Origin of the sequence: Microcoleus pseudofavosus SVA1_A4 (genome assembly GCF_036700565.1) — a bacterium.
Lineage (GTDB): Bacteria > Cyanobacteriota > Cyanobacteriia > Cyanobacteriales > Microcoleaceae > Microcoleus.
The window spans coordinates 164,274-180,804 of the sequence record NZ_JAUBPE010000002.1 but is presented as its reverse complement, the minus strand read 5'-3'; the positions used below and the strand labels follow the sequence as shown (position 1 = coordinate 180,804).

The window sequence follows — 16,531 nt, the reverse complement described above, 5'->3', positions numbered from 1 at the left end:
CACATTAATCCGAGTTTATCTCCGCTTAAAAATCGGGTTCCGCGGCTAAAAGCTCGATCGCCAAATCCATCCGATCTTTCCCCCGCGCCAGAAAACCTTCGCACTGCTGCAAACACTCCACAGCCACCGCAAACTGCTCGAAAACCTCTTCTAGAGGCAACTCTCCCGATTCCACCCGATCGATAATCGCTTCAATTCGATCGACCGTTTCCTCATAATTCCAGTCAGACTGGCGCAACTGCGAATCAATCATAACTTTTCTTCCGCATCCAATACTTCTACAATCTTAACTTTCAGCACGCCCCGACTCAACCTCACAGTCAATTCCTCTCCCAATTCCAAACCGTCAGTTGTGCGGACGATCGTACCGTCACTTTGGATTACCGCCGCATAACCCCTTTGCAATACCGCCGCCGGATTCAGTGCGGATAACTTTTCTTGCAATACCTCCAGTTTACCAGTTGCTTGCCGCAAAGTTCGGGATGTCGCAGGCAAACGTTTTAATCGATTTTGTAACAGTTGCAAATGGTCTTCTTCTGTCTGAAATCTTGCCCGCACAGCGTTTGCTAAATTGACCATTCGCTGCTTGTGTTCAAAGTAAATATCTGCTAAAACTGGTACAGCTTGAGCCGCCGCCGCAGTCGGAGTGTGGGCTCGTTTATCTGCTACTAAATCGGCGAGAGATTCGTCTCTTTCGTGTCCGATTCCTGTAATAATTGGAATTGTACAATTGGCGATCGCCCTGACAACTCTCTCATCATTAAAACAAGCCAAATCTTCCGCAGAACCGCCGCCCCGCCCTAAAATGATCACATCAGCCCTACCGTCCAATTCTACACGGGCGATCGCCCTAGCAATGGCAGCAGCAGCCAATTCTCCCTGTACCAAAGTCGGCGACAGCAACACCCGCAAACCTGGATATCTTTGGGCTAGAGTGCGCTGAATGTCTCCCCAAGCAGCGCCAGTATCGGATGTCACCACGGCAACAATTTGCGGGTGTGCGGGAATCGGGCGCTTTCTGGCGGGATCGAAGAAACCCTCAGCATCCAAGCGCGATCGCAATTGCTGCAACCGCAAAGCCTGCAATCCTTCCCCAGCCGGCAGCGATTGCACAACAGTCAACTGGTACTCGCCGCGATTTTTGTAAACCCGGATGCTTCCCAAAACCAGCAACTGTTCGCCTTTTGCGGGCAACTTCAATAATTTTTGCCGCTGAGAATTCCACACCACGCAGCGAATCGCAGCGCTTTTGTCGGTGTCGCACAGAGTGAAAAAGCAGCCGCTGGGGTGGTGCGAAACGTTCGACACCTCGCCTGTCAGCCAAACTGATTGCAGGTTGCGATCGCCCTCCAACAAGTCTTGCAGGTAAGATGTTAGTCCGGCAACAGATAAAGCTGTATCGGGAAGAATTGAAGTCATCCAATTTTAGATTTGAGATTTTAGATTTGAGATTTAGGCTACTATATCTAAAGTAATTTATTTGTAGCTCGATCTGGCGATCGTAAATTTAACTGCAAACAAACTAATGATATCAGATACAATGACTTCGATGAATGTGCTGCGCCAAGAGGCTGCGGCGATCGGCATTACCGAGGCCGAAGCCAGAAAATATGGCGACCTCCGGCATAAAAGAACTTGGTCTTTGGCGATCGAACATCACCTCTCGATGCAAGATTTTGCCGATAAAATAGAACCATCCTTCACAACTTCCGAACCCGATTCCTCCAGCGCACTCAACCACTCTCAGACTGCGGAGTCGAAAGACTACGGTATTCAGCTAACTGCGAATCTAGGGGAATCTAGAGTAACCAGGGAGAACCAAACAGCATCTCTTGCTTCGTTTCCACAACCAACAGAAGAAATCGGGCGATCGCACGGCAATTCCGACCACCGCAGCAACCAAAACCGAGGTTTTAAACAAGTAGTTCAAAACCACATTAAAGCATTAACCATTGCATCCGCCTCCCGCACAAATCAGCCCAATTCACAACTGGGCAATTGGGTTTGTCCCGATTGCGGCCCGGAGGGCGAATTGGGCTGTCACCTTTGCGCCGGAGAAGGCAATGTAGGCGACATTGCAGCTATTGGCTGGACGCTAGCTTATATGGAAATGTTGGGCTGTTCGGCTCGCGAAATAGAACCGCTCAGGAAAATTTCGCCTTCGTTAAATATTCTGGAATTGAATTTAAAAGTTTGTGTTGCTATTAAAAAAAGTAGCGAAGTTTTAGACAGAACGGAAAAATGGGTAATAGGGAATCGGTAATTGGGAATTGGACGGAGCGAAGCGGAGGGATGAGGCATGGGGCATTGATTATTAGTTGCGCTCCCCACACATAACAACTAACAAATAACTAACCTAAAAATTACTCCAAATTTAGTATTGATTGCAGTTTTTTCAAAGCAACTTCCAAATCGTCGTTGACAACCTGAAAATCAAATTCTCCCGCCGATTCAATTTCCTCTTTAGCCCGCAGCAACCGACGGGCGATCGCACTTTCGGAATCTTGACCCCGACTCCGCAGCCGCCGCTCCAATTCTTCCCAAGAAGGAGGTAAAATAAAAATTCGCAGCGCCTCTAGAAACTTATTTCTAATTTGCCTTGCTCCTTCGAGCTCAATTTCGAGGATTACCCATTTTCCCTCACCAATTCCTTGCTTGAGACCAAAATAAGGAGTACCGTAAAAATTACCCGCAAACTCGGCCCATTCCGCCAAATCTCCAGCCTCAACCATTTGTTCAAAACGGCTGCGGCTGACAAAATAGTAGTGCTTTCCCTCAATTTCTCCCTCGCGGGGCGATCGAGTTGTCACCGATACCGAAAGATACAATTCGGGATGGCGATTGAGGAGCGATCGTACTAGGGTGCCTTTCCCCACGCCGCTAGGCCCCGTCAGAACAATTAATTTACCGGATTTCATTTTTAGAATAGAAAGGTGTAACAATTCAAGTTTTCGCTTACTCTAAACTGTAAGCGCTCAAATTGCAACTGACAAACCTCAATCATCCCGACTTTGACCGTCTTTGCTCACCACAAAACGATTAGCAACCGTTTCCGGCTGAATCGCCGAGAGGATGACGTGACTCGAATCTGTAATAATTACCGCTCTCGTGCGGCGGCCGTAAGTAGCGTCAACCAGTTGTCCCCGCTCCCGCGCATCAGTAATAATCCGCTTAATTGGCGCTGACTCGGGACTGACAATGGCAATCACTCGATTAGCAGACACAATGTTGCCAAAACCGATATTAATTAATTGAATATCCATGAAAATCTTAATCTATGGGTGAACGACTAACTATCAATCCTTACTTTTTATCATATATACAAAGATTTTTTATGACAATCCTAAAATTCATCTCAACTAAGTTTTTTAGTTTGTACCTGAATTTTTTGTTTTTTTGATGCCGAGTACCGCGCTCTTTATCAAAAATTTAAAAAAGACTCGCTGTTGCCACTCTATATTCAAGATTCGGTAAAATCATCGATTTTTAGTTGCTAATAAAAGCATTAGCTGTATCGAGAAAACTGCCCGTAAATGTTGCGAAATATAAATTTAATTTCAGGGATAGGGAAATATAAGTATAATCAGCGATCGATGACAGCAAATATTCGCAAAAGCTGGTTTGCTCAGCCTTCAACCTAAACTAAAAGCCTCTGGCGATCGCACTTTCTGCCCGATTTTTACCAAAAGATTGGCGATGATATGCCAAACTACAGATGTTTCTTGGATCGTGTTATACAATAAAATGGGTCGAGAGTGAAAATTTGAGTCCTATTAATACCAATAAAAAAAGTGTTGCTAGAATTATCAATTTTATAACTATTATGAAAATTTGCCGAGTCCCGCGCCGGACACGGCATTGCCGTTTCCCTAGAGATGGTAACACGATTATATGTAGCAATAGTTTTTGGGATTAGTATAAAAATCTGAGCGCTTTAGTCCTGACTAGAAACATTTTTAATTCAGCAAAAGTTACACCAAAAGTGGTTTTACGTGTGAATTATAGCGATAAGGTGCGCCCATAATATCATGTCCGGTCGATTACCCGAAATCAGGTAGGGGGGGTTCACCAACAATATCTGCCAATAATTGACAATCTCAAAAACCCGCCCGGCCGGGATATTACGGTCAATCGATCGGACATGATATAAACACCCTAAACATAAAGGATAAGCTGTCGCGCATTTAAATTGCATAGTCGAGGCGGGCGGGAGGCCCACCCCACAATAGTTTGATTGTTTTGTGACATACAATTTAAATGCTGAACAGCTTATGCCTAAATCTTGTTTAACAAAAAACCGGGATTAATGCAGATAAATTCACCCGCATTAATCCGCAGTTATTCCACACTTAATTAAGCCGCAACTAAACCACTGTGCCTCAACAAAGCGAGGGTGCTCGGTTCGCGTCCCCGGAAAGTCTTAAACACTTCCATCGGGTGCAAACTGCCGCCCAATCCCAACACTGTATCTCGGAAGCGCTTGCCTGTAGATGCGATCGCACTTTCATCTTCCAAACCCGCTTCCTCAAACGCCGCAAAAGCATCAGCGCTGAGCACTTCCGCCCATTTGTAACTGTAATATCCCGCCGCATAGCCGCCCGCAAAAATGTGTCCGAAAGCGCACAAAAATGCGTCTTCTTTTAGAGGAGACAAAACAGTCGTAGTTTTAGCGATGCGGTTGCGGACATCGGCCACAGTTTCGCTGCCGCCCGATCGATAGCGGTGGTGCAATTCAATGTCAACGCTGCTAAAATGTACTTGCCTGAGCATGGCGGTGCCGCTCATGTAGTGGCGCGCTGCTAGCAGCTTTTGGTAGTAGTGTTCCGGCAAAGTTTCCCCGGTTTCGTAATGCTTTGCCATCCCGAACAAAGTAGCGCGATCGTAACACCAATTTTCCATAAATTGACTGGGCAATTCCACCGCATCCCACTCAACATTATTGATACCCGAAGCCCCCGGATAATCTACCGTTGTCAGCATATGCTGCAAACCGTGACCGAATTCGTGAAACAAAGTCTCTACTTCCAAAAAAGTCATTAAACTCGGTTTGCCGTCAACCGGAGGACTTTGGTTGCACACCAAATAAGCCACAGGCAACCGCGTGGTTGTCTTTCCGGCTTCCACAAATTTAGCGCGCACCACGCACTCGTCCATCCAAGCACCGCCGCGCTTTTCCTCGGGGCGGCTGTAGGGGTCTAAATAGAAATTGGCGATCGTATTTCCGGCTTCATCATCTATTTGGAAATAGCGCACATCTTCGTGCCACACAGGAGATTGACCGTCCGCCGCAGTTACTGTCACGCCGAACAGCCGCTTTACTAATCCAAATAACCCCTCTAATACCTGCGGCAAAGCAAAATAAGGCCGCAATTCTTCGGCACTAAAAGCAAATTTTTCTTCCCGGCGCCGTTCCGACCAAAAACCGATATCCCAGTGCTTCAAATCTCCAGCTTCCGGCGCGCCTTTTTCGGCAGCAAAATCTTTCAATTCTTCTAAATCTTTGACAGCCGCACTGTAACTAGCTAAGCGCAATTCTTCTAACAAAGCTTCCACTGCTGCAACGTCGGGAGCCATTTTGCTCGCCAAGCTCAATTCGGCATAACTGCTAAACCCGAGCAAAGCAGCTTTTTCCTGGCGCAAAGCTAAAATGCGATCGGTCAACGGCCAGTTATTCAATTCTCCGCTACTTGCTTTGCCGATCAAAGCTTTGTACAACTTTTCGCGCAACTCGCGGCGGGTGCTGTGCTGCATGAAAGGGGCGTAACTCGGAAAGTCTAAAGTGATCCGCCAAGGGCCGTTTTCGGCATCCGCATTTTCTTCGCCGGCGCTGCGAGCGGCTTGAGCTGCTAAACTCAACAAACTCGGCGGCAAACCGTCAATTTCGTCTTTGTTTGTGAGGGTGATGCTGAATGCTTTGGTAGCGTCGAGGACGTGATTGGAAAATTGGGTAGTAATTTCCGCCACTTCTAATTGAATGGCATTAAAACGCTCTTTTTGCTCGCCTTCTAAACCGACGCCGGAGAGTTGGGCGTCTCGGAGAGCGGCTTCGACAATTCGCTTTTGAGCTGACTCTAAGCTGTCCCAATTTTCGCTAGCCCGCAGCGCTTTAAAAGCTTCATAAAGCGGTTTGCTTTGACTGAGCTTGCTCCAAAATTTTACTACTTCCGGCTGCACTGTTTCGTGAGCCGATCGCAGTTCCGGGCTATTTTTCACCCCCATCAAATGTCCGACAATGCTCCAGCTCCAATTTAAACGTTCTCCGAGCCGCTGCAATGGTTCTACTAAGCCGCTCCAAGTCGGTTCTACAGACGATTCTAAGGCAGCTAGCGAGGCTTCTAGTTCGGTCAGCAGTTGGGTAACAGCGGGGACTACGTGTTCTGGTTCGATCGCGTCAAATGGAGGCAATCCTTGACCGATTAGTAACGGGTTATCAGCAATAGTTACGGTTGCAGTCATTGATTTTTCTTGTAGCAGGTTGAAAACAGGTGAACTAGACAGATTAGCTTTTAATCTTTTAACACAGTTGTCGATAAAGTTGGGAGGTAAGTAAGTAGGGACACGGCATTGCCGTGTCCCTACTTGGAAGCAATGCCGTGTCCCTAGGGGGATAGCTCTCAGGTTTACTTTATAAACTTGCAATCTGCTATATAGCGGTTCTCAAAAAAGTGAGGTATGCCCTATGCCCTATGCCCTATGCCCTATGCCCTATGCCCTATGCCCTATGCCCAGTCGTACCTCATCTTTCTGAGAAAGGCTATATATCCTACACTCATTGGGATGCTCCCAAAAACTTGGATTCGAGCGGGCGAGAGTGTCTGAATGTATGAGTGTCCGAATCAAAAAGTCTTCCTTCTGACTGATGACTAATGACTACTGACGGTTCTCTGGTGTGTGCTGCAACTCCTTGACAACCGAGATTAAGCGCTTGAGGTGAGGTTTGACAACTTCTTGCTGCTCGTGTTCCAAACGGTGGATTTGAGCTTGGACGATCGACAAATCCGCAGTCGATTGGTGCGCGGGAGCTTGCAGTTGGCTTTGCAGATTTGCCATGACTTTCTGGATTTCCAAAAATCGAGTATTTACTGCTTCCCAGTCGTCTCGCGTGAGAGAAGTTTCTGCCAAGCCTTGCGTGGCGCTTTGCAGTTGCTCTATAGCCTGTTCCACAGCTTCGAGATTCGCCCGTTGGCCAACCGATAAATCTTGCAGTTGTTCGCTCACCTGCTGGCGGACATCGAGTACAGCAGACGCCACGATTTCTTGCAAAGAAGCTACCGACTCTCCCAAACTCAGCAACTGCCGCTGGATGTCGATCGACTCTTCAAAGCCCTCAGCCCTAGGCAGTGCATCCATTTGCTGGCGCAGCGCTGCAATATCTGCTGACAACTGCTTGCGCAATTTAACAATTACTGTCACGGCCGTTTTTTCGACCTTATTTACAGACTTTTGCACTTGGGCCATTTCCGAATTTTGATGAACCCGCACTTGCTGCTCGAACCGATACCGGTTAGCAACATTCAGCGACAAAGCCAAAGTTAAGGGAGCCACCCCGTAAAAAGCTTGACCCGACACAGCCACCGCCAGGGAACCCAAACCAGAGGCCGCCAGAGAGGCGTACTCTGCCACCTCCAGCCAGTGCCTTTGAGGGAAACTTGGCCTCAATTGGTTTCCCACAGAGGGGTTTGGCTTCCGCACGGCTCTTTGAGTCATAGTATTTTCTCGTTGTTGGTAAAGTTGCGAGACAGGGTGGAGCATCGATTTGTATCCTTTTTTCAGTTATATGTTTTAGATTATTTCTTGGCACTCTTCTATTTTTACCTTAGTCAGTAAGTTAAGAATGACTGACATATTATTATGTATTTGGGAACCTGCGGCGATCGCCCCCTAATTCCGGCTGTTAAAAGGTTCGCCCCAACGCGCTCTCTATTTTACAGGACGCGGGCGCGATCGGGTTCGGGCGATCGACTTTCGCCGCTGCTGTAGCCAACCCTAATACCAAACTTTGAGATTTGAGATTTGAGATAAAAAAAATGCGACTGCTGAAGGCGATCGGGGTTTGAAGCTGGAAGAGAGTTGCATTTTTGTTCGCCCATTGGTATAATCTACTCGTTCTCAATTGCCAGTCTCAAATTTACTGCAAAAATTGACAAACATGAGTTGTAAAGAATGAAGTCAGAAAAACCCGAAAATGCCGATCGGCTAAAGTCTATTTTTAGTATCGCAATCTTTATCATTCTCGTACTAGCCGTAGGCTTTTTAAGCGTTAATTTTATTTTAGCTGTTTATGCAAAATTTTCTTAAAATTAGGACTTAGCACGGGAGCCCAGAAACCGGGTTTTTGGCGAGAATATTTCGTCGCAGCCACAGATGAGCGTAAAAAACCCGGTTTCTGAGAGTCGGAGCAAGGGAGGACACCCCACCGTGCCGTTTCCCTACTTCACAATAAGCGTAGCTTGCGGGGCGGAACGCCATCGCGATGGCTGGGAACCGCAAGCGAGGAGGACACGGCAATGCCGTTTCCCTACCCCGATTAATTGTAGAGAAACGGCACTGCCGTGTCCTGACTTTGGGTAACATTAATTCTCCAAAATAATCGATATTTATAATCATTTCAACTGTAAAGATTGTGGTCTGGGTCTAGCCAGGCAATATAAAAAACATTTTCACTAAAAAATCCATGCACTCTGCCGTATTCATTAGCAGATATTTGAAACTGGTAGGGGATATTGATTAGGATATCTTCATTGAGAATACCAAAGCCATTAGGTTCAGTAGTATTTTTCCAAACTATGCCATGACAGCGCAGACTTTTACTCTGATTATTGATAATTTCTTGAGCGTTCAATTGTGACAAATCGCGCAGCCGTCTCAATAGAGATGCTAAATACTTAGCATCTCTACCACCAATTGAGAACTTATTTTTATCATCCTGATAATACCTGAAAGAAAAACTAACTCCTTCCGGTATTTTTACATCGAGACGATTGATGCTAGATAAAGATTCCTGGCGGCGTATATCTGCTTTCTTAATTTTCTTCGATGACACGGGTTTTGTAAAATTTTCTCATTGATTCCTTGGTAATAATAGCATGAGAAGGTTCATCTTTTGGCAAGTCACCTCTCGCTTTAATCCAAGGGTCTTCGCGTCGCACCATCAATTCTAACTCATAGGCATCGCAAAAGAAATATTCGTCGGATAACTCGTCTAAAAACTCTTGTACTTCTTTGGGAAACTCTGGTTTTTCGACTTCTTTCAGAATTGGCTTCCAGTCAAATTGTTCTTTGTATTCATAAAATAAAGCCGGGATAGTCGGCCCGTGAATCCAAGCTTCAAAATCTTCATCAAAAAGCGGTGTATCCTCAAAAGCTAAATACCATGCTTGGGCGTAGTACAAGAGTTTTTGTAGCTTGTGGTTGCTGAGATAGGAGCCTACGTCATTCGCGAACCAGATGTAGTAATCAGCGAGTTTGGAGGCTGTTGTGACTGTAGTTATTGTGGTCATATAACTCGACTCAATAAGTTTTGTATTCAATGATAGCACAGTCACCACCCTTTATGATTTGGCGGTTGAAACCGCTTCTTGTAAAACAAAGTCTGCCTCCGCAGACTAAGAAATAAAGGAGGTATTTAAGCCGGATTGGGTATAACTGAAATCTTACCCTCTGTCAAAAATTTGTAGGGGCGGGTTCACCAACAATAATTGCCTACTAAAACCCACAATCTCGCACCATTCTCAAGAACGGGCAAGATGCCCGTTCCACAAAAGATGAATTTTATTGTGGAACAGGCATCTTGCCTGTTCCTAAAAGATTTATCGAGAATGGTGCCATATCTCCGTTACAATCCTTTGATATACTGCTTCAGTACAGGTGACAAAGTGTAAAGACTTTCGTGTTTTTCTATCAAGCAGCGCCGCGATAGAGATTGCAATGCGTTTAGCAAATCGGATGATGATATTTGTGCATTTTGTAGCAATTTAGCGAAGTTGACTGGCTGGTTTTCTGTCGCCAACACAGCTTGAAGACCTTGTACACCTCAAGACCAAGCTTCCAGTTTAGATCAACGTGGAAGTGCGATCGCCCATCGCGCATCAAGAGCGATCGCCCTTGGTTGTTTCTGACGACCGATAGCCTAAAATCAAAGAGCGATCGCCCCATAACAAATAAAGTGCGATCGCCCTTTCTATCAACTCCTGAAAACTTGCACTTTTTCCTCTATATCCAATCCCCCTTCCCCTAAAGCATCAACCGAAGAATGACGAGCGATAAACTCATCTAACAGCTCAAAAAACCGATCGAGTGCTTTGCTTTCATCCTCAGAATAAAACAGAATGACATTAGCCCAAGATTGGCTAGTCTGCACGTTGAATCTTTTTCGTATCCATTCAGGAAACTGCATAAAATCGCTCTCTTGTTTCGTTGGCTGTTCTCCTAATTCATATTTAGCAACGCTGTAACCCGATAAAAAAGCCTGAAGACAAATAATTGAATGTCGTCCCAAGTACATTGAAGGAGCTTTCTTAATTTTCTCAATCAGCGTATATAAATCGTGCATTTTTACCCTCAATATTTTTCAAATAACTGTAAGTTTTGCTGCTCAAAATTCCTCTTCTATAATCTTAAAACTTCCCATCCCCAGTTCCAGAGTAGGTGATGTTAAATTTTGTAGCCATTCCTGCCGAGTCACGCCACTACAATCTATATTATCAAACACAATTTCCTGTTCGTCGATTGTAATTGATATCCCTTGATGGTAGCCATTAGTAGCAATTTGCTGCTGTCGTCGTAAATCATAAATCACTGACCAAGGTAGGTCTTGCCTTTCTAAATCCAGTTTAATCTGCTTACCATGTAGGTTTCTGATGGTCAAAAACTCTTTGATAGCCTGACTGCATTCAACACATTGAAAGACCCCATAGCGACTGGCAATTTTAGCGATATCTTCTCGAATTTCATCTAAACTACTCCCATCTAAACTCAAAGTGTAAAGTTTACCTCCTATATTTAGGTACAAGTATATCTCAAAATCATTGCCCGCAGAGCGATCGGCAGATTGCGTAGCGTGCGATCGCCTCACCAGGCATAAAGAGCGAGATCCCCTCACACCAAATACCAAACAGTACGATGATTGTACCCAGTGCGATCGCCCGATCGCGCATCAAGAGCGATCGCCTACAACAATATAGAATATCCATCTCGCTGAGGGTCATCATACCCGAAAGTAAAATTGTATGGCTTCATTACGCTATTGCCTAACTGAGTGTTTGTAGCGCCGAATTGCCTGTAATGTTGGCATCAACTGTGGCTAATATTAAGCTATAGTAAATAGCTGTGGCACTAATGAATCGGTCTGCAGGGTCTTGATGAGGTAGTGCAATTTCGCGACTTAAAATCGCAATGGAGTGATTCATTTGGGCTTCACGAGTTTCCAAAGTTTTTAAAGCTAAGTTAACCCATGTAACCGGATCGGGCTGTAAAGATATCCGTCCTTTTTCTGCAAGAATGAGTGTCTCCCAAATACTAATTGGACTGAGCCAAAGTTCGGTGTTAGGATCGGCGATCGCCGTTTGAAGCGATCGCGATAGGCGCGGGTCGCCGAGTAAATACCACAGCCAAATGTGGGTATCTAGTAAAAGTTTCATTCTAAAACCTCCCACGGTTCGGCGACAGGAGCAATTAAATCTCCTAATATTTCACCGCTTCCTTTCATTGCGCCAAAGCTGGGACGTAGAGTTTGGGTGGTCGCAGGATAAATAATTACTAATGCTTTTCCTTCATGGATGACGGTTAGAGGGGTTTTGGTACGTGCGACCTCTATCAATAGAGTCTGGAGGGTTTGGGGTAATTCAGTCGTGGTAATTTGTGCCATTTGTTGACCGCTCACAATCTTATTCTATTTCCACTATTCTAATGCGATGATTCTACGGAGTGCGATCGCCCTTTCTTTATTCTATCTGAGCGATCGCCTAAAATAAAAGATCGATCGCCCCTCGCACCCAATACCAAACACTGCGATGATTGTACGGAGTGCGATCGCCCATCAAAACTCATAGCGATCGCCGTTACAATCAAAGTATCAATCCTCGTGAGATGCCGCGATGACCATCAAAGAACTCCTCATCCAAGAAATCGATAGCACCCCTGACGAACTACTCGCGGATCTTCTCAGCTTGGTGCGATCGCTCAAATCCTCTCCAAACCCCCAACTCAATACCTACGAAAAACTGTTAGAGCGAATCGACTACCTCGAAGCCATCATCGGCATCCGCAAAGGACTCGAAAGCTTCGATCGAGGTGAAGGAATCCCAGCCGAGAAAGCCATGACAGCGCTACAGCAGCAGTTCAACATTCCTCCCCGTCTATGAGTTATCAAGTTCTAATCCAACCACCCGCCTTTCAAGAAATTGAAACCGCCTACCGTTGGATGTGCGATTATCTGAGTGCTGATGTGGCAAATCAGTGGTACTACGATATCCAAGACGCGATCGCATCCTTGCAACAGTTTCCTTACCGTTGCTCAGTTGCACCCGAAGCTGCCATCATTGGTCGGGAAATTCGACAATTGTGGGTTGGTAAAGGAAGAACCTATCGGATTCTGTTTGTGGTGGAGAGCGATACTATTGCGATATTACATATTCGTCACCGTAGTCAAGCTCCTCTAGGTACTGAACCGCCAGAGTAATCGCATGAAATAGTCAATAAAAGACGATCGCCCCTCACACCAAATACCAAACACTGCGATGATTCTACCAGTTGCGATGCTTGAATTAAAAGAAATATCGATCGCCCTTTTTTTTTCTGATGACCGATCGCCTAAAATGAAAGAGCGATCGCCCCTCGCACCAAATACCTTCTGACTGCAATTACAGTATAATGAGTAAACATGATAAGCGTAAAAATTGCACAAAAATCATGACTATCGATCTACAGATTTTTCAAACAGTCCTCAAGATGCCAGAATCTCTAAAACAAGAGATATTGCATTATGCAAAATATTTACTTGAGAAATACGCAAAAACTGAATCATCTCCCGAACAACTCGAACAACCTCATGGTTATGGTAGCTGGGCCGGTCAAATCGTTATGTCTGATGATTTCGATGAACCGCTAGAAGATTTAAAGGAATATATGTAACATGGAATCCCTTTTAGATTCATGCGTTTCTATGGTATTTGCTTGGCGATTCCAATCTAGGTAGTAAAGCAAAAGAAGCGATCGATACTAAAACAGGTTTGTATTTGAGTATTGCCAGCCTGTGGGAAATCTCCATTAAAATTAATGTCGGTAAGCTTCAACTGAATCGACCATTTGAAGATTTTCCGAAAGAATTGCAATACATTAACGCTCAAATTCTACCAATTACATTTGAAGACACGGAGATTTACACAGGTCTCCCTCTGCATCACCGAGATCCTTTCGATCGCATTCTGGTAGCACAGACGATGAATCATTCGCTTGTTTTGATTAGTCGTGATGAGGCTTTTGATGCTTATCCAATTCAGCGGGTGTGGTGATAAACAAGGCAAAAAGTTTATACTTGCGATCGCCCCTCGCACCAAATACCAAACACTGCAATGATTGTACGAGTTGCAATGCTTGAGTAAAAAAGAGCGATCGCCCTTCACACAAATACCAAATCGATGTCTGCGGTACAATCAAGGTAAAACTCATGATTAATCTTTCAAAAATTAACACGCTCAACAGAGTGCTGACTAACTAATCCAAAAACTTGCGGACTTGATATTCGCGACTTTCGGCGATCGCAATTTGCAAATCGCCCATTTGGTCATCCAACTCATCTATTGTGCTTTGCGGCACCGATTTCCACTGCTCCCTAGTTTCCCAGCGAATCAACATCACCACCTCATTTTCCACCGCATCCACCAAAATTTCTTTGCCCAAAAAACCGGGAAAATTTCTTAGTCCGGCCGTCCAAACTTCTTCATCTCGCCGAATAAACGCCTCCCACTTTTCGGGAGGTACTTTAAATCTCAAGCACTCGATTACCATATTATTTTCCCCTTGTCACTCAGTCGATTTTAGATTTAATAATTGACTCTACAGCCGCACTCTGGGCGCTTAAACAGGAGTTACGAAAAAATTGTTGGACGCCCTACTTATAGCGGTAAGATGCGCCTCGGCGCACCTTACATAATTAGATTCTACATAAGTCCTGTCCAACTAAAATCTAAAGTTTTTTGCTCTGGGCAACTCCTGTCGGGAGCTTGTGTCCATCTTTGGGTGAGGTCAATTAATCGTTACCGATCGCAATTTTAATTATCAACTCAGTTCCCTGTCCCGGACGAGAAACACAGTGCAACTCACCGCCGTGCTTTTCTACTAAATGCTGGGAGATTGCCAGACCCAAACCAGTGCTCGTGGCCGGGGGTTTAGTGGTAAATAAAGGGTCAAAGATGCAGCCGAGGACTTCTTCAGTCATGCCGGGGCCGTTGTCGCTAATGGCGATCGCAACTTGGCTTTCGCCTACAACTTCCGTCCGAATCCGAATTTCGGGATTGAATATTTCAGCTCCCGATCCGCCCGAAGACAAGAAAGAATGATTTTGCATTTTACCATTCTTTTCGGAATTTCTTCCCCCTTCTTCCAAAGCGTCGATCGCATTTGTCAACAAGTGCATGAACACTTGATTTAACTGTCCCGCATAGCAGCGGACTCGCGGCAAATTCCCGTATTCTTTAACTAAAGAAATCCCCGGCCGTCCCCCTTTAGCTTGCAGGCGATTTTGCAAGATCAGCACAGTGCTGTCCAAACCTTCGTGGATATCTGCGCTCTTCATTTCGGCTTCGTCGGTACGCGAGAACAAGCGGAGCGATCGCACGACATCCCGAATCCTTTCCGAACCCACTTTCATTGAATTTAGCAGTTTTGGCAAGTCTTTTTTGATGAATTCTAAGTCCAATTCTTCCATCAACTCTTGAATTTCCGGCACGGGATGGGGATAATACTTTTGGTAAAGAGCGATCGATCGCAGCAGTTCTTCAATGTAGCCCGTCGCGTGGCTGACATTGCCGGAAATAAAACTAACTGGATTGTTAATTTCGTGAGCTATTCCTGCTACCAACTGCCCCAGAGATGACATCTTTTCTGTTTGAATCAGTTGAGTTTGAGTTTGCTGCAAAACTAACAGCGTCTGCTCTAATTTCGCCGCTTGCTGCCGCAGGCGCTCTTCGGATTCCTGCAAAGCCACAAGAGACTGTTTGCTTTCTGTAATGTCCAATCCCACAAATACCGCAGCCGTACTTTTTTGATATTTTTGAGCGACAATTAAATAAGTTTTATTTTCGCCTCTGATGCTCGCTGTTACTTCTTGAGATGTCTTCTTTTCAGAGCGGGCAAAAAAATCGTATACTAAATCGTTAAATTTGGGACTTGTCTCTAAAAAACCTACTTTTTGACCGGCAAATAGTTCGGCCGGCATTTGGTAAGCGCTAGCTAAATGTCGGTTTACTCCCAAGTAGCGCAAATCGGAACTTACCCAAGAAACTAATCCGGGCACCGCGTCCAAGACGGCTTGAAGTTGCTCTTTTGCCTCTAAAAGCGCAACTTCTGCGGCTTGGCGAGCCGAAATGTCGCGGGCGATCGCGCAGCGGTATTCGCAACCGCCGTATTCTAAATAATTGACTTTAACTTCGACGGGAAAACTGGCGCCGTCTTTGGTTTTATAAGTGGTTTCAAAAGTGAGGTTGCTTTGCTGCTTGAGTTTCTCCCAATGAGCGAGCCAATCGGATGGTAACAACTGCGAATCGATGTCGCTAACGGTGAGGTTGAGCAGTTCCGATTCCGAGTAGCCGAAAAGATGGCAAGCAGCTTTGTTCGCATAGCAAATGTGACCGTCTGAGCTAGTAAAAAACATTGTATCAGCAGCATTGTCGAGGGCAATTTGAGTTAGTTGCGGTCTTGTTTCTAACTGCTTGCTTTTGACATCGGACGAAAATTTCTTGTAGCAATTTGTTTCAGCGAAATCCTCAGCTATCTCAGAGGCAAACAAAATCAAACCGCCGATCGCACCAGAGCTATTTTTCCAAGGCCGAAATACCCATTTTACCGACGCACCGACTGCGCCTCCGATTTGTCCTGCTACAGATCCGGTCGATCGCCATACCACAAACTCGCTGTATTCCAAAACACCAGCCAAACAAGCCCGGGCATTTTGCTGCCAATATTCCGGGAGATTCGGGAACAGTTCCCAATGAGACCGGCCGATCACCTCGCCGCCCCCGAACCCGCAATCTGTTTCCCAGCGACGAGAAACCGACAGATAGCGCATTTCACAGTCTACCATTGCTACGGCGTCGGCGGAGCGCTCCACCAACCGCCGAAATCGCTCTTTACTCTCGAACACGGTTGCCTCTGCGGGTGGGTGGGCGATCGGGATTGTCCCGTCGGCATACCTTCCCAGTCCCGGACTTTGTTGCTGAACTGGCTTAGTTTGCACGGTTGGGGATTTCCTCCATAACTATCAAGTTTGAAAAATTTTGTTTGACACCAAAAATGCTGTTCTCCTGATTTGCTC

The 16,531-nt window shown here is 45.6% G+C and carries 23 protein-coding genes; 6 read left to right on the top strand and 17 right to left on the bottom strand.

Annotated features, from left to right (window positions below):
* Positions 1-25: 25 nt before the first annotated feature.
* Positions 26-253, bottom strand: coding sequence for an exodeoxyribonuclease VII small subunit (gene xseB, locus QUA02_RS01745; protein ID WP_333024808.1), 228 nt, complete (start codon positions 251-253; stop codon positions 26-28).
* A complete protein-coding gene (gene xseA / locus QUA02_RS01740) occupies positions 250-1,419 on the bottom strand; it encodes an exodeoxyribonuclease VII large subunit (protein WP_333024806.1) in 1,170 nt (389 codons plus the stop codon). The genes xseB and xseA overlap by 4 nt, the downstream gene beginning before the upstream one ends.
* A 106-nt stretch (positions 1,420-1,525) precedes the next feature.
* Between xseA and QUA02_RS01735 the strand changes: the two genes are divergently transcribed.
* The gene (locus QUA02_RS01735; protein ID WP_333024805.1) at positions 1,526-2,263 is read left to right on the top strand and encodes a hypothetical protein; all 738 of its coding nucleotides are present in this window, start codon (positions 1,526-1,528) and stop codon (positions 2,261-2,263) included.
* Positions 2,264-2,363: 100 nt separating this feature from the next.
* Here QUA02_RS01735 and gmk read toward each other — a convergent pair whose 3' ends face one another.
* The 9 genes from gmk to QUA02_RS01685 all read right to left on the bottom strand — a co-directional run bounded on the left by gmk (position 2,364) and on the right by QUA02_RS01685 (position 11,101).
* Positions 2,364-2,918, bottom strand: a complete 555-nt coding sequence (gmk, locus tag QUA02_RS01730) for a guanylate kinase (RefSeq protein ID WP_333024803.1) — start codon at positions 2,916-2,918, stop codon at positions 2,364-2,366.
* A 78-nt stretch (positions 2,919-2,996) separates the two neighbouring features.
* A complete protein-coding gene (gene remA / locus QUA02_RS01725; protein WP_236503792.1) occupies positions 2,997-3,263 on the bottom strand; it encodes an extracellular matrix/biofilm regulator RemA in 267 nt (88 codons plus the stop codon).
* 1,090 nt (positions 3,264-4,353) lie between these two features.
* On the bottom strand, positions 4,354-6,456 hold the full coding sequence (locus QUA02_RS01720; RefSeq protein ID WP_333024802.1) for a M3 family metallopeptidase: 2,103 nt from the start codon (positions 6,454-6,456) through the stop codon (positions 4,354-4,356).
* A gap of 414 nt (positions 6,457-6,870) precedes the next feature.
* The gene (locus QUA02_RS01715; RefSeq protein WP_333024801.1) at positions 6,871-7,752 is read right to left on the bottom strand and encodes a hypothetical protein; all 882 of its coding nucleotides are present in this window, start codon (positions 7,750-7,752) and stop codon (positions 6,871-6,873) included.
* Between the two features lie 173 nt (positions 7,753-7,925).
* Positions 7,926-8,090 carry a hypothetical protein gene (locus tag QUA02_RS01710; RefSeq protein ID WP_333024798.1) on the bottom strand — a complete coding sequence of 55 codons (165 nt, stop codon included), beginning with the start codon at positions 8,088-8,090 and terminating at the stop codon, positions 7,926-7,928.
* 518 nt (positions 8,091-8,608) lie between these two features.
* Positions 8,609-9,043, bottom strand: coding sequence for a hypothetical protein (locus QUA02_RS01705; RefSeq protein WP_333024797.1), 435 nt, complete (start codon positions 9,041-9,043; stop codon positions 8,609-8,611).
* Positions 9,024-9,500, bottom strand: coding sequence for a Panacea domain-containing protein (locus QUA02_RS01700; protein ID WP_333024796.1), 477 nt, complete (start codon positions 9,498-9,500; stop codon positions 9,024-9,026). The genes QUA02_RS01705 and QUA02_RS01700 overlap by 20 nt, the downstream gene beginning before the upstream one ends.
* 683 nt (positions 9,501-10,183) lie before the next feature.
* Positions 10,184-10,552 (bottom strand): hypothetical protein, encoded by a 369-nt coding sequence (locus QUA02_RS01690; RefSeq protein ID WP_333024794.1) that lies wholly within the window; start codon positions 10,550-10,552, stop codon positions 10,184-10,186.
* A 42-nt stretch (positions 10,553-10,594) separates the two neighbouring features.
* On the bottom strand, positions 10,595-11,101 hold the full coding sequence (locus tag QUA02_RS01685) for a papain fold toxin domain-containing protein (protein ID WP_333024793.1): 507 nt from the start codon (positions 11,099-11,101) through the stop codon (positions 10,595-10,597).
* Positions 11,102-11,121: 20 nt separating this feature from the next.
* Between QUA02_RS01685 and QUA02_RS01680 the strand changes: the two genes are divergently transcribed.
* Complete coding sequence (locus QUA02_RS01680; protein ID WP_333024792.1) at positions 11,122-11,253, top strand: hypothetical protein; 132 nt, start codon at positions 11,122-11,124, stop codon at positions 11,251-11,253.
* On the opposite strand, the gene QUA02_RS01675 is transcribed toward QUA02_RS01680, so the two are convergent.
* From QUA02_RS01675 to QUA02_RS01665, 3 genes are read right to left on the bottom strand one after another with little or no spacing between them, the layout of a single operon-like run.
* Positions 11,250-11,639: a type II toxin-antitoxin system VapC family toxin gene (locus tag QUA02_RS01675; RefSeq protein ID WP_333024790.1), complete on the bottom strand. Its 390-nt coding sequence runs from the start codon at positions 11,637-11,639 to the stop codon at positions 11,250-11,252. The genes QUA02_RS01680 and QUA02_RS01675 overlap by 4 nt on opposite strands.
* Positions 11,636-11,881: a type II toxin-antitoxin system Phd/YefM family antitoxin gene (locus QUA02_RS01670; RefSeq protein ID WP_333024788.1), complete on the bottom strand. Its 246-nt coding sequence runs from the start codon at positions 11,879-11,881 to the stop codon at positions 11,636-11,638. Before QUA02_RS01670 ends, QUA02_RS01675 begins: the two co-directional genes overlap by 4 nt.
* Before the next feature lie 23 nt (positions 11,882-11,904).
* The gene (locus QUA02_RS01665) at positions 11,905-12,069 is read right to left on the bottom strand and encodes a hypothetical protein (RefSeq protein WP_333024787.1); all 165 of its coding nucleotides are present in this window, start codon (positions 12,067-12,069) and stop codon (positions 11,905-11,907) included.
* A gap of 26 nt (positions 12,070-12,095) precedes the next feature.
* Between QUA02_RS01665 and QUA02_RS01660 the strand changes: the two genes are divergently transcribed.
* From QUA02_RS01660 to QUA02_RS01645, 4 genes are all read left to right on the top strand, one after another.
* Positions 12,096-12,362, top strand: coding sequence for a hypothetical protein (locus tag QUA02_RS01660; protein ID WP_333024785.1), 267 nt, complete (start codon positions 12,096-12,098; stop codon positions 12,360-12,362).
* Positions 12,359-12,679 (top strand): type II toxin-antitoxin system RelE/ParE family toxin, encoded by a 321-nt coding sequence (locus QUA02_RS01655; protein WP_333024783.1) that lies wholly within the window; start codon positions 12,359-12,361, stop codon positions 12,677-12,679. Before QUA02_RS01660 ends, QUA02_RS01655 begins: the two co-directional genes overlap by 4 nt.
* A 230-nt stretch (positions 12,680-12,909) precedes the next feature.
* Complete coding sequence (gene vapB / locus QUA02_RS01650; RefSeq protein WP_333024781.1) at positions 12,910-13,131, top strand: type II toxin-antitoxin system VapB family antitoxin; 222 nt, start codon at positions 12,910-12,912, stop codon at positions 13,129-13,131.
* Between the two features lie 38 nt (positions 13,132-13,169).
* Positions 13,170-13,511: a type II toxin-antitoxin system VapC family toxin gene (locus tag QUA02_RS01645; RefSeq protein WP_333024780.1), complete on the top strand. Its 342-nt coding sequence runs from the start codon at positions 13,170-13,172 to the stop codon at positions 13,509-13,511.
* Here the strand turns inward: QUA02_RS01645 and QUA02_RS01640 are convergent.
* The 3 genes from QUA02_RS01640 to QUA02_RS01630 all read right to left on the bottom strand — a co-directional run bounded on the left by QUA02_RS01640 (position 13,462) and on the right by QUA02_RS01630 (position 16,453).
* A complete protein-coding gene (locus QUA02_RS01640; RefSeq protein ID WP_333024779.1) occupies positions 13,462-13,668 on the bottom strand; it encodes a hypothetical protein in 207 nt (68 codons plus the stop codon). The genes QUA02_RS01645 and QUA02_RS01640 overlap by 50 nt on opposite strands.
* Positions 13,669-13,713: 45 nt before the next feature.
* A complete protein-coding gene (locus tag QUA02_RS01635) occupies positions 13,714-14,007 on the bottom strand; it encodes a TIGR03792 family protein (RefSeq protein WP_333024778.1) in 294 nt (97 codons plus the stop codon).
* Positions 14,008-14,248: 241 nt separating this feature from the next.
* Positions 14,249-16,453, bottom strand: coding sequence for a PAS domain-containing sensor histidine kinase (locus QUA02_RS01630; protein ID WP_333024776.1), 2,205 nt, complete (start codon positions 16,451-16,453; stop codon positions 14,249-14,251).
* Between the last annotated feature and the right edge of the window lie 78 nt (positions 16,454-16,531).

What these genes read in the sequence shown, in the direction of transcription:
- xseB (WP_333024808.1), bottom strand. Translation starts at nt 253, where the DNA reads ATGATTGATTCGCAGTTGCGCCAGTCTGACTGGAATTATGAGGAAACG.
- xseA (WP_333024806.1), bottom strand. Translation starts at nt 1,419, where the DNA reads ATGACTTCAATTCTTCCCGATACAGCTTTATCTGTTGCCGGACTAACA.
- QUA02_RS01735 (WP_333024805.1), top strand. Translation starts at nt 1,526, where the DNA reads ATGATATCAGATACAATGACTTCGATGAATGTGCTGCGCCAAGAGGCT.
- gmk (WP_333024803.1), bottom strand. Translation starts at nt 2,918, where the DNA reads ATGAAATCCGGTAAATTAATTGTTCTGACGGGGCCTAGCGGCGTGGGG.
- remA (WP_236503792.1), bottom strand. Translation starts at nt 3,263, where the DNA reads ATGGATATTCAATTAATTAATATCGGTTTTGGCAACATTGTGTCTGCT.
- QUA02_RS01720 (WP_333024802.1), bottom strand. Translation starts at nt 6,456, where the DNA reads ATGACTGCAACCGTAACTATTGCTGATAACCCGTTACTAATCGGTCAA.
- QUA02_RS01715 (WP_333024801.1), bottom strand. Translation starts at nt 7,752, where the DNA reads ATGCTCCACCCTGTCTCGCAACTTTACCAACAACGAGAAAATACTATG.
- QUA02_RS01710 (WP_333024798.1), bottom strand. Translation starts at nt 8,090, where the DNA reads ATGGGCGAACAAAAATGCAACTCTCTTCCAGCTTCAAACCCCGATCGC.
- QUA02_RS01700 (WP_333024796.1), bottom strand. Translation starts at nt 9,500, where the DNA reads ATGACCACAATAACTACAGTCACAACAGCCTCCAAACTCGCTGATTAC.
- QUA02_RS01690 (WP_333024794.1), bottom strand. Translation starts at nt 10,552, where the DNA reads ATGCACGATTTATATACGCTGATTGAGAAAATTAAGAAAGCTCCTTCA.
- QUA02_RS01680 (WP_333024792.1), top strand. Translation starts at nt 11,122, where the DNA reads ATGATTGTACCCAGTGCGATCGCCCGATCGCGCATCAAGAGCGATCGC.
- QUA02_RS01675 (WP_333024790.1), bottom strand. Translation starts at nt 11,639, where the DNA reads ATGAAACTTTTACTAGATACCCACATTTGGCTGTGGTATTTACTCGGC.
- QUA02_RS01660 (WP_333024785.1), top strand. Translation starts at nt 12,096, where the DNA reads ATGACCATCAAAGAACTCCTCATCCAAGAAATCGATAGCACCCCTGAC.
- QUA02_RS01655 (WP_333024783.1), top strand. Translation starts at nt 12,359, where the DNA reads ATGAGTTATCAAGTTCTAATCCAACCACCCGCCTTTCAAGAAATTGAA.
- vapB (WP_333024781.1), top strand. Translation starts at nt 12,910, where the DNA reads ATGACTATCGATCTACAGATTTTTCAAACAGTCCTCAAGATGCCAGAA.
- QUA02_RS01640 (WP_333024779.1), bottom strand. Translation starts at nt 13,668, where the DNA reads ATGAGTTTTACCTTGATTGTACCGCAGACATCGATTTGGTATTTGTGT.
- QUA02_RS01635 (WP_333024778.1), bottom strand. Translation starts at nt 14,007, where the DNA reads ATGGTAATCGAGTGCTTGAGATTTAAAGTACCTCCCGAAAAGTGGGAG.